Here is a 13801-nt window from a genome sequence, read left to right as displayed (position 1 = left end):
GGACATGGTGGCTCCCAGCGCCCCGGCCACGCTCGAAGAAGTCCTGTCGCACTGCAGCGGTTGTTGGAAGGTGAGGGCGGGCGGTACCGCCGTTTTGGCCTCGCGCCCCAGCGCCGGGTGGAGATGGGGGAGACGCGGCGCCCTCGGTCGCCGTGTGAGCATGATCGCACACCTTAAGTATTCGTCGCAAGAACAGACGTCGGGATGGCCCTTCACGGTCCGCCGAGAGCGCACACAGCTGACCCACGACCAGGGGCCCAAGCCGTGGACTTCGTCCCGAGCATGGGCGTGGTCGAGGAGCTGGCCCCCTGGCCCCCTCCTCGCGGGGACCCCCGGTTGCTGACGGTCCAGGGTCTGGTTTGTGCTCCTGGCTCAACGGCGGGGCCATCTACCTAAACCGATGCGCGGATCTGCTGGGATATGCCATCCCCACACAGTTCCGCAAGCGCTTCGGCGCCCCGAATGAAGCGACAATGCCTGCGGTCTCGAGGCCAGGTACGCGGTGGCCCGCAGACCGTGTAAGCCTCGACCAGGCCCACGGCCTCGGCCGAGGCGTAGTAGGCGCGACTCTTCTTGGCCCGGGACACGGCTCCGGCGATGCGCCCGTGAATGTGACGGCCGTGGCACAGGCGCCGGGAGTGCAGCTCGCCGGTGAGCAGTCACCCGCCCTCTTGGTGGCGCAGCCCCGAGCTGAGTAGCAACTGTACGAAGCTAGTGTTGCGCAACTCCGTACACGAATCCCAGCCGAGTGCCGCTGTCCCGGCACGTACCGAAGTCCACGACTCGCCCGTGACACCTCCGCTAGTCCGGTCAACAAGTCGTCACCTGAGCCCTGTGTTGGCTCGCTGTGTTGTGGAAACAGCGCCACGCCCGTGCCGTCGAGTCCGACACCCAGCAGGCCCGCGTACAGCTCCTACATCTGCTCGACAACCCCTGGCATGACGGTGTCCCAAGTCCGTGTGAGCGGATAGAGCCTCTTCCCGCATTCCCATTCAACGAAGCGTCCTTGCCGCATCCAGGCCACATCCGGTCAGCACCACAGCAAGAGGGTCACACACGGTTACAGTCATCTCGCAGCGGACCGTAAGGAGAGCAGAACATGGGCAAGCACTCCAACCCCGACCAGCCGCAAGACCAGCGCGGCGATCCCAAGGACAACGACTCCCAGCATCCCAGCCCTCACGGAGGCGGCGGGGAGAAGCAGGGCACGTGATCGACCCGCACATCGAACGACGATCCGCCCTGGCCGCCCGGTTGGCGGACCGCGGTGTCCTCACCGACCCGGCCTGGCGTCAGGCTGTGGAAAAGGTGCCCAGGCACGCTTTCCTTCCCGACACCGTCTGGGGCTTGGACGTCGATGCCGGAGACGGCAGGCTCATCTGCGTTCCCCGCTCACATCCGAACTGGTCCCGGTGGGCCTATGACGACGTCTCGGTCATCACCCAGGTCGATGATGGCACCCCCGCCTACCCGGACGGCCGCGGCGACCGCGCCACCTCCTCAGCCTCCCAGCCCTCCCTGGTCGTTGCCATGCTCCAAGCCCTGGACGTCACCGCGGGGATGGATGTCCTGGAGATCGGTACCGCGACGGGGTACAACTGTGCGCTTTTGTGCGAACGCCTGGGCCCAGAGCACGTCACTTCCATCGAGATCGACCTGGTCCTCGCTCAGCAGGCGAGAGCCAACCTGGCTGCCGCCGGGTACAAGCCGCAGTTGCTCGTCGGGGATGGTGCCCACGGAGCGCCCGGCCGGGCACCCTTTGACCGGGTGCTGGCCACGGTGGCGGCACGGGACATCCCCGGGGCGTGGATCTGCCAGACCCGCCCCGGAGGGGTCATCGTCACCCCGTGGGCGACCGGTTTCGCGACCACGAACTTGCTGCGGCTGGTCGTCGACGAGCAGGGTATGGCGCACGGGCGCGTGATCGGCGACGCACCGTTCATGTGGTTGCGCGATCAACGGGTGCCTGCTGGGGGATGGAGGGACTTCATCGATGAGCAGGCTGCCGGCGCCGTGGAGTACCGCACCACCATCAACCCGATGCCGGTGTGCGACGCCGACCCAGCTGGCGGTCTGGCATTGATGGTCGGAGCGTTGGTGAAGCACCTGAACGTGGTCCGTTACCACGCGGGAGACGACAGCGGCGAGGCGACCATCTACCTGTTCGACCGGCGGGGATCGTGGGCCTTGGTCGAGTACGTTCCCGAAGACGATGACTTCGAGGCGCACCGGTTCGGCCCCCGGGACTTGGGTGCGGAGATCGATCACGCGCGCCGCTTGTGGGAAGCGGCGGGGGCTCCGGACCGCGGGCGCCTCGGAATCTCGGTGACCGCCGCTGGGGAACGGCGGTTGTGGGTCGATGAACCTGGCAACCTGGTTTCGGGGACGCCTGGCGGTGTCCACTCTGGCCGGTAGGTGTCCGGGCCGGTCGTGTGCGCCCGTCAATCTGCCTTTGATGTTCGCGCTGGCGGGACCTGGCGCTGGTCACAGCGGACCCGGTGAGGGCTCGCTCGCCCGAGCAGACCACCGCCGCGGCCAGGACCCGCTAGCTGGATGTGCCCGGTCGTTTCGAGCGATGACAAGGCGCTTGTGGCTTTCACAGCGCACGGGCGCCGTGCCATGTTGGTGGCAGAGCCCCTCCCCCGACTGGTGCCCCTTCTTCACCGGATGGAGCCGTAGCGCATGGCCACAGCCGCCCCTGTCGAGCACGCCACGAAACTGGCGGTGCTGATCGACGCTGACAACGCCAAACCCGCCATGGTCGAGGAACTGTTGGCGGAGGTCGCCAGGTATGGCACCGCTCACGTCAAACGCGCCTACGGCGACTGGACCGGCACCCAGCTGAAGGGATGGAAGAACCAGTTGCTCGCCCAGTCCATCCAGCCGATTCAGCAGTTCTCCTACACCACGGGCAAGAACGCTACCGACTCCGCGATGGTCATCGACGCGATGGACCTGCTCTACACCGAGCGCTTCGACGGGTTCTGCCTCGTCTCCAGCGACAGCGACTTCACCCGCTTGGCCTCCCGGATCCGTGAGGCAGGTCTGACCGTCTTCGGCTTCGGGGAACGCAAGACACCCAAGCCGTTCGTCGCGGCGTGCGACAAGTTCATCTACATCGAGAACCTACACGCCAGCGCCGCCCCAGCCGAGGCGAAACAGCCTGCGCGGACACCGACGGCCACGCTGAAGGGCGACACCGCTCTGGTCAACCTGCTCCGTCACGCCGTGGAGGCCTCTTCCGACGATGACGGCTGGGCCCCGCTGGCTGTCGTGGGCCACATCATCACCAAGCAACGGCCGGATTTCGATTCCCGTAGCTACGGCTACACCAAGCTCAGCGATGTGCTCGCCGCCACCACCCTGTTCGAGTTGGACCGTCGCACTCCAGGCAACGGCAAGTCGACCGTCATCTATGCCCGCGACAAACGCCAGAGCAACGCATCGGCCCCATGAGCCCGTCGACCATGTGAAGCACCACCAGGGGGTGGTGCCAACGATCTCCTCCTTGATGGCGTCTGGTCGTGGCCGTACCTGAAGGGGTGACTCGGGTTGGGCCTGCTCCGTGTCATGCCCCCTTACCCCGGATCTTTCCCAGGTAGGCGATGCGGCCCTGCTCCGGCTGGCTGCACCCACGGCTCGACTGAGTCGGTGTGCCCCCGGACGCATGGGAGAAGTGGCGCCTGGCCGCCGCAGGGACGGTGCCGATCATCGGCGTCACCGCCGGCCTCGACCTCGCCGGCCTCGACCTCGCCGACATCCACCCCGCTGTCGCCGCCCCGGACCGGGCACGCCTGGAACTGGAGTCCCTGGCCCGGGCCGCCGCGGCGGTAGGAGCAGGATGGGTGCGGCTACTGGCCCGCCACCCGTTGACCACCCCCGTCCCGGCCCTGGTGGACCTTGCGGTGCCGGTGGTGGTCGAACTCCACCACCCCGCCTGGTGGCAAGCGGCCCCGCACCGAGTACTCCTCGACCTGCTGGACACCGACCCCTCGATGGGGGTGTTGGCCGACACCGCCCAGCTCACCCACGCCCGCACCGTGCACAGCGCGGGCATGGAGAAGCGGTGGGGGGCGGTGGCCGACCGGGTGCGGGTGCTGCACCTGAGCGACAACGGCACCGAGACCACCACCGGCGGCCATGAGCAGGCCGCCCGCGACCTCGCCGCCCGGATCCACACCGGCCAGCCAGTGGAGGTGGCCGTGGAATGGACCGGCGCCGACCGCAGCCGAGCTGTATGCCTGGACCGTCACCGCTCCCTGACCCGGTGGTGGCGCACCCTCTGCAAACAGGAGACCCCTCGACCATGACCCCACCGGCCCGCCCATCGGTGGTCATCACCAACTACCCCGCCTGGCCCAGCCCCTACCTCCGGGAACTCCACACCCACATCACCGGCCTGCGGCCGCAGTTCCGCCCGGACCTGGACGCCCTCGCCTCCTGGCCGGGCCCACCCGGAGTGGTGAACCTGCACCGGCTCAAACGCCTGTACCGCAACCACGCCGGGGACCGCACCACGGCCGCGGCTCACCGGATGCTGGAACAGCTGGCCGGGTTGCGCACCGCCGGATGGGCGGTGGCCTGGACCGTGCACAACCTGCTGCCCATCGACGGCCCGCCGCCCGGCGAAGCCGAACACGTGGCCGCCCACGGCGTGCTAGGACTGGCCGACGCGGTGATCGCCCACACCCGCGCTGATGCCACCCACCTGGCCGCCCTGACCGACGCGCCGATCACCGTCGCCGGAGGGGCGGGCCTGAGCCCCCCACCCGCACAGGAGCCGCTGCCCGCCCCCCTGGCCGCGGTCGTCGAGCGCATGCACTCCCACCGGACACTGCTGGTGCTGGGCAACCTCACCGCCTACAAGGGCCTGCCCGCCGCCGCGGCCGCGTTCGGCCGGGCCACCACCACCGCCCACCTGGTGATCGTCGGCCCCGACCGCACCCCGCACCTGGTGGCCGAACGGGTCCACCCCCACCACACCGCGGCCCTGTACGCGGCCGCGGACACCGCATGGTGCCTCTACCGCAGCGACGGGGTGCGGGAGTTCTTCACCCGCGTCCTGCACCCCAGCTCGGTCGGCACCGCGGTGGGGTTCGGATGCCCAGTGATCGCCCCCGATCTGCCCGCCATCACCGAGATGACTGACCACCATCCCCGCCTGCTCTACCCCCACCGCGGCGGGCCGGAGGTGGCGCTGGCCTCCTGGGAGGCCGCGTCCCCGGCCGCGCCGCACGCCCCGGCCAGCGCTGCGGGGCGGTGGCCGGCCATCGGCGCGGCCTACACCCGCCTGGCCCACGAGCTGTGGGAGAACCGAGGAACCACACACCGTCGACCCGAAGGAAAGGGCTCCGCTGTATGAGTGCCCCCGACCTGGTACCGATCGCCGCCGCGCTCGCCCGCCACTACGACCTGCCTGACGCCGCCCTGACCCCGGTGCGGGGCGGCCAGAACACCATCAACCTGCGCGGCACTACCTCGGGTGGGCGCCGGGTGTTCGTCAAGACCTACCCGAAGGGCACCGACCTGGACGCCGAACACGGGGCCCTCGCCCTATCCGAGCGCGCCGGCGCCCACGGGGTGCCCGTCGCCCCGCTGATCCGCGACCTGGACGGGCACCTCCTGCACACCCAGAGCCCGGTGGCGTTCTCCGTCTGGGGGTGGGTGGACGGGCACGTGGTGACCCACCCCCAGGCGCACCACTGCGTCCAGGCGGGGCGGGCGCTGGGCCGCATCCACGCCGCGTTCGCCGACCTGCCCGTCGCCGACGCCGACCGCGACGTCGCCCTGTCCGGGTGGTGCACCACCGACACCGTCGGCCTGGCCGCGACGATCGAGACGATCCTCGCCGCCATCGACACCCGCACCCGAGCGGACGCCTTCGACGCGGTGGCCGCGGCCACCCTGGCCGAGCGGCGCACCATGCTCACCCACCTGCCCGCACTGGCCGCCCGGGTCGATGACGCGCTGACGGTGCAGGTCCTGCACGGCGACTACAGCCCCGTCAACCTCCTGTTCACCCCGCACGGGGAGGAGTTGGCGGCGGTGCTGGACTTCGGTCCGCCCCGCCCCGACCTGGTCGCCTACGACCTGGGCCGCATGGCGTTCTACCCCCACACCGTCACCGGCTCCAGGGACTGGATGGGGCTCGCCGAGGCGTTCATCACCGCCTACCTGGATGCCCACCCCGGCACCCGCAGGACGGACGTGCGCACCTGCGGCACCATCGCCCTCCTGCAACTGGTGCGCAGCCTGTACGGGGTCAAGCAGCACTACCTCAAACCCGGCCTGGACCAGGACGCCCTGGACGACTTCTGGGTACTGCGCCACCGTGCGGCCCGCACCCTGCTGGACCACCTGCCCCACATCGACCGCATGCTCGACCGGCTCGCCCACGACCATCTTCCTCAGGAGTCCCCGTGACGTTCCCGCCCGCCCCAACCACCGCCGCCGAATCGTGGGAGGTGGTCCACGGCCCGGTGGCCATGGCCGACATCGACCGCCTGGCGCGCGAGGTCGCCGACCGCCACCACCTGCACCCCACCCGCACCAGCGACGGGATGCACCTGAGCGCGAGCGCACACGATGGCGACCCGCTGCTCCGCCTCACCTGGCGCCCCCCACCCCCCGTCCGGCCCCGACACCCTCACCCATCGGTGAGCCCTGGCGAGCTGGGAAGCACCGCCACAGTTAGTCCGCGCTGGGCCGCGGGCCGCCTCACAGCTGGTCGGAGCTCGGGGTGAGTGTGCGTGGGTCGGCGAAGGACATGCGTTCGGCGGCGCGGGCGAGCCCGGCTTGGTCAGAAGTGGACAGCCCTATGCGGTTCCAGTGGAAGAGGACGTGGTGGGTGATGACGGCGCGGATGCCGCGGGTGAGCTCGCCCGCGTTGGCGAGGTGGCGGAGCGTGTGGCCTGTGCGCTCGAAGGCGGTGAACCACTCATCGGCGTAGGCGAGGGAACCAGTAACGCGCAACTGGGTCCCGGGGGCGGTGTCGACGCTGACCAGCGTCTGCACGGCGGTGGTGAGGTGCTGAGGATCGGTGCTGGTTTGGGGGCGGTGGGCGGCGATACGGGCCCACACGTCGCCCTGCTCATAGCGATCCAAACCGGCAGCGCGCATGAGGGCGGTGCACAGCAGCAACGACATCTCTCGGCGCCGTCCGCTGTGATGGACGTGCGTTGAGGAGCTGGTCACGGGGGATGCCAGGTGGGTGGCGATGTTGCGGCTGTCGATGTGGAACAGCGTGTGGGCAGCGCGCATACTCGCCGGGCCGCCGAAAGCGTGCGTCTCGGGTTCATAGATCGTGGTGGTGAACTGGGTGATCCCGCTGTCGCGCAGACCTCGGACCGCTTTCTGTACGGCGGCCGCGGCGTGCTCGGGTTCGGCGGTCGGGGTGGGCAGGTAGCGCAGGCGCCATGGTTGTTTACGGAGGAACCACCACTTCTGGAGGAGACCGGAGTCTTCCGCCGCGATGAGCGCGGGGCCCAGGTCGGTTGCGAGATGGTGTTCGGCCACCGACGCGGAGGTGAAGGGGATGTTGATCTGACGCCAGCGCGTGCTGGAGTCGGTGGGGATCGACATGGGTGCAGCTCCGGAGGGTCTCAGTTGAGCAGGAGGCAGGAGTCCCACCCGCTGGCGGGCGGCTGTCCGGCGGTTGCTGTGCCCAAGGCCAGGGCGCGCCCCGCCGTACCACGCAAGAACCCCCCGGGCTCGTCGGGTTCGGGTCCGCTCAGACGTGTGGCCAGCGCTCCCATGTGGGTGGTGAGCGCAGAGCTGGAGGTCTCAGCGGCGGCGCGCCACGAGGCTTGGAAGACGCCGGCGGTGCCGTGGCACAGGCCGTGATCGCTGAGGAGGGCGAGCTGGCCGGGGTCACTGAGACATCCGGCCAAGGCCTGTTCGGCCATGTGGCACCGGGCGGTGTCGCCGGTGGCCAGTCCGGCGAGCTGCTGGGCGCGGGCCAGGCCGGGGGTGCCGTAGCACCAGGAGGGGCGCCCGGGCCGGGACTGCAAGGGCTGGCCGCGCAACAGGTCTTCGCGGGTGAGGATCTCAGGCCACCAAGGGCCGGCGTGATGGTCTTGGCGCCACTGATCGAACCAGGCACAGATGCGGTTCAGGGCCTCGGTGTGACCGGGGACGGTGACGCGAGCACGTGCGGCCAGGGCCAGGAGTGAAAGGACCCCGCCGATGCCGTGTGCCATGCCCTGGTTGGAATGCCCGCCGGTGGTGGCGCGAGCGCGGCGTCCCGAGGGCGGTCGAGCACTCCACCACCCGGGAAGGCCCCGGATGGGTGTACTGAGCCGAACGAGGTAGGTCAGGATCTCTCCCAGCAGGGGCCCGTGCGGGTCGCGGCGCCACCAGAGGGCACCTAGGCCGGTCAGGCCGTTGATGAGATCGAACTCCGACACCGATGGGCGGGCACCGCGGTCGATACGGGCGTGGGCCTGGCTCAGGCGTTCGCGGGTCAAATCGTTGAGGCGCTCGTCCAGGGCACGTGCAGTTGCGGTATAGCGTCGCTGTCCCTCGGCGCTCGCCAGAGCGAATGCCAGGGCTGGGGCGCCCAGGAAGAGACTGGCTTGAGGGCCGGTGGTGAGCGGGGTGCTGGTCGCTTCGCTCAGCCAGGCGTGGACGCGGTCCCACGGTCCCTCGTGGGCGCGGGCCCGTTCGATGTGCAACAGCGCCACCCCGGCGGCCCCAGCCGACAGGGATTGGGCGGGGGCGAGCAGGGGCGCCGCGATGTCGGGGTGGGTGAGACGTTCTGCCATCGCGTGGGCGACCGGGCGGGAGTGGGGGGTCAGTGCGGTGATGGCGCTCTCCGTTCGGCGCGGGCGGTGTGTGTGAGCGCGCTGGCGCGGGCCAGCCTTAGGCAGCCGCGTTCGGCTTCCCGGTCGGGGCCGATCATGCGGTTGTGGTGCAGGTGCAGCAGGCTGGACAGGATGCGGTCGGCATCGAGGCCCTGATCGTCCAGGCATGCACGGTAGGCGGCCGCGGCCGTGCGGCGCTGTTGCCAGGCTTGTACCAATGCCTCTCCGCCGGGGGTTGTGGACAGCAGGGCGGGGCCGAGGTCAGGGTCGGCCAAGGCCAGTGCCTGTTCGCTCACCTCGCGCGGTGGGGGCGAAGTGGGCCGGGGTGGGGGATGGTTGACCAGCCAGCGGTGGCCTTGGCGGGGGCCGCCGGTGAAAGCCTGGGCCAGGTCGGCGATGCTCGCCGCGGTGATGGCCTGGAGGTACCAGCTGCCCGGTGCGGTGGTGAGTTGGGTCAGCACTGCTGCGGAGTCGGCGGCGAAGAGGGTCTCGGCGGCGGCCATGGCGGGGCCGGTGCCAAAACGCGCGACCTCGGGATAGTAGGTCTCCAACGTGAGGGCGCTCACCAGGCCTTGATCGCGCAGGGAATTGACCCAGGAGCCCAGTCGTTGGGCTGCGGCGCCGTAGTCGTTGGGACCGTGCAGGCGCATGCGCAGCCGCAGGTGGGGGGCCGGATCGCGGGAGCGCACGAACCAGATTCCTTGCGGTGGTCCTTCGCGCCACTGCTCCAGTAGGGCGCGCACGTGGACGGCGAGGAGGGCGTCATGGCGGTCGGGATGGGCGTGCAGGCGCGCATACAGCCACGATGAGGTGCCGGGGTGGTGGCCGCCGTGGCGGATTGGGCGCGTGGGCCGGGGTGGCGGATCAGCCGGTGGGGCCGGCGCGGGGGCGGCCATCGGTAGCACGATTTCATGAGCGCGCCCTTTGATCCAGCCGTGGTCGGCGGTGGGCGCAGCTTCGGTGAGGTGGGCGTGACCGGTGGTCTCCAGGTGGCGGCGCAGCAGTGCCAGGTGGGCAGGCTCGGCCGTGTCCAGGCGTACATGGCGGTCGTACTCGCCCAGCAGCACCGACTCGGGCAGTCTCAGGCGCTGGTGGAGTTCCTGCCAGGCCTGGTGCCATCGCGCCCAAGGGGTCGTGGGGCCGGGGAGGTCGGCGGCGGTGAGGTTCCAGCGGGCCGGCGCTAAAACGGTACGTCGGTAGCGCAGGCGCGGCAGGAACGGCAGGTCTTGGGCCGCACCCCAGTCGAAGGTGCGGCAGGCTCCGGTGCGAGCCGTGGTGACCTCGCACAGGAACCGGGCGAGCGGGTGGGCGGCGCGGCGCAGTGCCACCGCGTTGAACAGGGTGGGCTCCACCGGGCGGCCCGAGCTCAGCGACACCAGGCGCAGGCCCTTGCTGTCGCCGGTCACGGCCAGGTCCTGCACATCGATGTCGGGTCCGTCGGCCGCAGCGTCGGGGTGCTGGCCCAGCACGATACGCGGCAGCACGGCCGGGGCTCGGGCGACGTCGTGGGTGCGTTGGGCCAGCGGGGGGCAGCAGAGCTGGGTGCGGATCGCGCCGGGGGCCAGGGAGGGGGCCGCGGCCAGCGCATTCTTCATGCGTGCGCGCTCGGTCGGCTCCATCAGGCCCAGGAAGCGCCCGGTGAGGGTGCCGGCCTGGCGGGAGGCGCCGATGATGCTCAGCGTGAACGCGCCCTCGTCGACCGCGGTGGGAGTGGGTGCTTGGAGGCTGAACCGTAGTTCGGTGTGGGGGGCCAGGCTGGTGGGTGCTGCGCCGCAGGCCTGGGTCAGCGCGCGTAGTCGCTCCCGGTCCAGCACGACTTCCCGAGTGGAGTCCACAGCGGCCTGTTGGGCCAGGCGCAGCAGGGCGCGATCGCGCTTGCTCAGCGCAGGAAGGGGGACCGTATCGGGGGCGCCGAGGTAGCCGGGTGGCCACCCCAGCCCGATGGCCGGGTCGGTGACCTCGCCCAGCGGCACGAGGGCGTTCTCGCCGTAGCGCTCCAGAAAGCGGGCGTGCCAGACGTGCCAGACCGGGGGACCTGTGGGGTGGGGTGCCAGTGCGGTCAAGGCCGCGGCCGCGTGTTCGGCTTCGCGCGCCACGGCGTGTGGGAGCGCGACGGACCCATCCACGCGCAGGTCCACCGCGATCTGGGGTTCAGATCCAGAGTGCAGGGCCCTCATCCGATCAAGGGCTTGTGCGCGCAGGGCGCGTCGGCGCTGCGGCGTGGGCTCGCGACCGTAGGCGGCCAGCATGTCACGCACGGACTCCAGCGCGCTCACCTGCTCGCCGTGATGACCGTGCCGGTCGACCTCACTCAGACGGGCGAGTAGGTGGTTGAGCGGGTCGGTGGTTTCCATGGGCGGGCGCAGGCTGGTGATCAGCACCTGCTGGGCGACCAGGGCGGCCAGCAGGTTCGTGATGGCTACCCGGCTCGCCCCGGGCAGCTCAGCTTCGAGGTGGTCAGTGAGGGTACGCACCGTGATGGGTGAGCGGGCGGCCTCGACGGCGAGCCGGACCGCGCGGGTGCGGCGCACCGACACCTCACCGATGTCAGGCCTTGGGCCACCGGCGGGGTCGCTGCGCCAGGCAAGGACCCACCGGCCATCGCGAGCGAAGGCCCGGTTGTCGGCCACCACGCTCAGACACACCAGCAAGGGCTGCTGGCTTTCCAGATCGGAGATGAAGGAGGCGAGCCACACCGCGTCCGGGCGGGCTATGACCGCCCCTGCCTGCTCTGAACTGATGGTGGTGCGGGTGCCGAGACGCACCGGGGCCACCCCGGCGAACAGGCCGAAGGGAGTGGCGCGGGTGCGCTGGCGTAGCAGGTAACGCACCACCGATTCCACCACGCGTCGAACTCGGCGTGGCTGAGCCAGACGAGTGGCGCATACGTCTTCGATCCTGGCTGCCAGGTGCGGGCTGGCGATCTCGATCGCCTCGGCCAGGCAGGGCTCCGCCCAGATTCGGGTCAGCCACGCGCGCCAGTGAGCCACCTGCTGCGGACTCTCACCGGTCAGGTCGGGCCAGGGCGGTGGTGTATCGGTGGGGGCGGCCAGGCGGATCATGGCCGCGTCGATGCTGGCAAACGGCGTGGTCATCCTGGGCCGCCCCTCTCGCCTGTGCTAGCAGTCGTCCGCGGAAGTGTCGCCGCAACCGTCGCTGGTGCAGTCCTCGGTCTCCATCCCTTGGACAGGGACGCCGGCGGCGACGAAGCTCACGTCGAGCTCCAGGCCCTCATCCTCGACCACGTGGGGGACGGCAGGGTTCTCGTGGGGGGCGGCAGTGTGCATGGGGTTCTTTCTCCAATCACTAAATGAAACAGGGGTCTAGGTGGTCGGCGCGTGCCAGGACAGCACGATGCGGCTGTGCGGCTTGTCCACCACGCGCCCACTGGGAAGGTCGATGTCGTTCACGCCGGAGGGGTAGACCTCCATGTGCGGTCGGAGTCGGCCGCGCACGTGGTTGTCCCACACGCGAAACCGCTCGGCCAACAGATCGGCCAGGCGCTGGGCGTCGGGGCCGTGGGCGAAGGCACCGAACTCGAAGGTGTCACCGTCGTCTCCGACGGGGCGCTGCTTGGCCCGGTAGGCCAAGCTCGTTCCCTCCACCAACGCTGGGGTTCCCAGACGCCAGGACGGGGCAACTACATCCCGGTCCACGGCGTCCTGGGTGGCGGTGAGCACGCACGCGCCCTCCAACGTGGTCGCCAGCCACAGGTCCAGGTCGCCGAAGGGTTCTCCGCGCTTGCGGGTCACACCCGACCACGCCTGAGCGCGCGGGGACGACAACGCCTTCTCCACCGCTGCGGCGTCGATGTCGGGGCCCTCATCTGCCCACAGAGTGACGGCTGCGCTCTGCAGGTCGATCCGGGCGCGCTGGCGGCGTCCCGCTCCCTGCATCGGTACGAACCCGCACATCAGGTGGGAGCGGCTGACCAGCCGGTCACCGTCGCGATCCAGGGCCCAGGACCGCATCAGGGCTCGGGTGCGCAGCGGCACGACCATCCGCCCCTGGGGGGCCAGCTGTTCGGTCCAGGACTCAGGGATGTCCTCAGCGCCCACGGTGACGACCAGCCGGTCGTAGGGGCCGAAGTCTGGTGCGCCGAACGCTCCGTCGCCGCACACGGTCCTGACCCGGCCGTACCCGGCCCGGTCCAGACACTGCCGTGCCCGGTCCACGACCTCGACGTCGATGTCCATCGTGGTCACCTCGCCCTCGGGGCCGACCAACTCGGCCAGCAGGGCCGCGTTATAGCCCCCGCTGCCGATCTCCAGCACTCGCTGGCCGGGTTCCACGCCGAGTTGGCCGAGCATGCCGGCGATGGTCGGCGGCGCGGAGACCGCACTGAGGTTGACGCCGCGCTCGTCCGTCTTGGTGATCACCGACCCGTCGCCGTAGGCAGCCTCCAACTTCGAGCCGGGGGTGAACAGGTGCCGTGGAACTGCGCCCAGCGCGCGTTCCACCGTCGGCGGGAGCGGTGCGCCGAGGGCGCGCTGACGGTCCTTGATGCGCTCGACCATCGCTGCGCGCAGCGTCTCGGCATCGGGGGTCGAGGGCGGTTCGGCGGCGCTGGAGGTTGGGTCAGTCGGATGGCTGTTCATCCCACGATCGTGGCACGGTCTTTCTTGGAATCGCAGTGAATTCGGATGGTTTTCGCCCTCGCGGTGGACCTCAGTTGTGGTGCCAAGACCAGGAAGGTCCCCCGAAGGGACGGACGTTCCCCCCGATGAGGGAACAGGTCCAAAGCCAGAGACGTGACTGCAGCGAGTAGTCAGCTGGCGAGCAGGGCGAGCGCGAATGCGCGCGCGTGTGGGGCCAGGCGTGCGTGCAGTGCGTCTCGTGGGGCGGCTTGAATGATCTCGGCGCAGATGATCAGGTGCGCGAGCCTACCGTCGGCGGTGTCGAGCACGTCCGCGAAGACCTCGCGGACCTTGGTCGCGGTCTCCGAGTGGGTGAGGGCGTAGGCGTGCAGGACCGCGGCGTCGTATCCGATCGGGGCCTGC

11 protein-coding genes and 1 pseudogene are annotated in these 13801 nt (G+C 70.3%); 6 read left to right on the top strand and 6 right to left on the bottom strand.

Going from position 1 to position 13801, the window contains the following annotated elements; translation table 11 throughout:
* Positions 1-1209: 1209 nt before the first annotated feature.
* From ACSIH6_RS20855 to ACSIH6_RS20830, 6 genes are all read left to right on the top strand, one after another.
* Entirely contained in the window at positions 1210-2415 is a 1206-nt protein-coding gene (locus tag ACSIH6_RS20855) for a methyltransferase domain-containing protein (protein ID WP_435109985.1), read from the top strand.
* 267 nt (positions 2416-2682) lie between these two features.
* Entirely contained in the window at positions 2683-3456 is a 774-nt protein-coding gene (locus ACSIH6_RS20850; protein WP_435109984.1) for an NYN domain-containing protein, read from the top strand.
* 197 nt (positions 3457-3653) lie between these two features.
* A complete protein-coding gene (locus ACSIH6_RS20845; protein WP_435109983.1) occupies positions 3654-4310 on the top strand; it encodes a hypothetical protein in 657 nt (218 codons plus the stop codon).
* Positions 4307-5362: a glycosyltransferase family protein gene (locus tag ACSIH6_RS20840; RefSeq protein WP_435109982.1), complete on the top strand. Its 1056-nt coding sequence runs from the start codon at positions 4307-4309 to the stop codon at positions 5360-5362. The genes ACSIH6_RS20845 and ACSIH6_RS20840 overlap by 4 nt, the downstream gene beginning before the upstream one ends.
* Positions 5359-6423 carry a phosphotransferase enzyme family protein gene (locus tag ACSIH6_RS20835; protein WP_435109981.1) on the top strand — a complete coding sequence of 355 codons (1065 nt, stop codon included), beginning with the start codon at positions 5359-5361 and terminating at the stop codon, positions 6421-6423. The genes ACSIH6_RS20840 and ACSIH6_RS20835 overlap by 4 nt, the downstream gene beginning before the upstream one ends.
* Positions 6420-6743, top strand: coding sequence for a hypothetical protein (locus tag ACSIH6_RS20830; RefSeq protein WP_435109980.1), 324 nt, complete (start codon positions 6420-6422; stop codon positions 6741-6743). The genes ACSIH6_RS20835 and ACSIH6_RS20830 overlap by 4 nt, the downstream gene beginning before the upstream one ends.
* On the opposite strand, the gene ACSIH6_RS20825 is transcribed toward ACSIH6_RS20830, so the two are convergent.
* The 6 genes and pseudogenes from ACSIH6_RS20825 to ACSIH6_RS20800 all read right to left on the bottom strand — a co-directional run.
* Positions 6718-7581, bottom strand: a complete 864-nt coding sequence (locus ACSIH6_RS20825; RefSeq protein WP_435109979.1) for a thiopeptide-type bacteriocin biosynthesis protein — start codon at positions 7579-7581, stop codon at positions 6718-6720. The genes ACSIH6_RS20830 and ACSIH6_RS20825 overlap by 26 nt on opposite strands.
* 20 nt (positions 7582-7601) lie before the next feature.
* Positions 7602-8762, bottom strand: a complete 1161-nt coding sequence (locus ACSIH6_RS20820; RefSeq protein WP_435109978.1) for a lanthionine synthetase C family protein — start codon at positions 8760-8762, stop codon at positions 7602-7604.
* Between the two features lie 29 nt (positions 8763-8791).
* Positions 8792-11896, bottom strand: a complete 3105-nt coding sequence (locus ACSIH6_RS20815) for a lantibiotic dehydratase (protein WP_435109977.1) — start codon at positions 11894-11896, stop codon at positions 8792-8794.
* 24 nt (positions 11897-11920) lie between these two features.
* Positions 11921-12088 carry a hypothetical protein gene (locus tag ACSIH6_RS20810; protein ID WP_435109976.1) on the bottom strand — a complete coding sequence of 56 codons (168 nt, stop codon included), beginning with the start codon at positions 12086-12088 and terminating at the stop codon, positions 11921-11923.
* A gap of 36 nt (positions 12089-12124) precedes the next feature.
* Positions 12125-13399 (bottom strand): methyltransferase, FxLD system, encoded by a 1275-nt coding sequence (gene fxlM / locus ACSIH6_RS20805; RefSeq protein ID WP_435109975.1) that lies wholly within the window; start codon positions 13397-13399, stop codon positions 12125-12127.
* A 170-nt stretch (positions 13400-13569) separates the two neighbouring features.
* Positions 13570-13801 (bottom strand): annotated as a pseudogene (locus ACSIH6_RS20800) (phosphotransferase); the annotation flags it as partial.

The sequence above is a fragment of the Nocardiopsis synnemataformans genome (genome assembly GCF_965343085.1).
GTDB lineage: Bacteria > Actinomycetota > Actinomycetes > Streptosporangiales > Streptosporangiaceae > Nocardiopsis > Nocardiopsis alborubida.
This window is presented reverse-complemented; position numbering and strand designations above follow the sequence as displayed.

Coding starts and splice junctions, on each gene's coding strand:
- ACSIH6_RS20850 (WP_435109984.1), top strand. CDS start 2,683: ATGGCCACAGCCGCCCCTGTCGAGCACGCCACGAAACTGGCGGTGCTG.
- ACSIH6_RS20825 (WP_435109979.1), bottom strand. CDS start 7,581: ATGTCGATCCCCACCGACTCCAGCACGCGCTGGCGTCAGATCAACATC.
- ACSIH6_RS20810 (WP_435109976.1), bottom strand. CDS start 12,088: ATGCACACTGCCGCCCCCCACGAGAACCCTGCCGTCCCCCACGTGGTC.
- ACSIH6_RS20835 (WP_435109981.1), top strand. CDS start 5,359: ATGAGTGCCCCCGACCTGGTACCGATCGCCGCCGCGCTCGCCCGCCAC.
- ACSIH6_RS20820 (WP_435109978.1), bottom strand. CDS start 8,762: ATGGCAGAACGTCTCACCCACCCCGACATCGCGGCGCCCCTGCTCGCC.
- ACSIH6_RS20815 (WP_435109977.1), bottom strand. CDS start 11,896: ATGACCACGCCGTTTGCCAGCATCGACGCGGCCATGATCCGCCTGGCC.
- fxlM (WP_435109975.1), bottom strand. CDS start 13,399: ATGAACAGCCATCCGACTGACCCAACCTCCAGCGCCGCCGAACCGCCC.
- ACSIH6_RS20840 (WP_435109982.1), top strand. CDS start 4,307: ATGACCCCACCGGCCCGCCCATCGGTGGTCATCACCAACTACCCCGCC.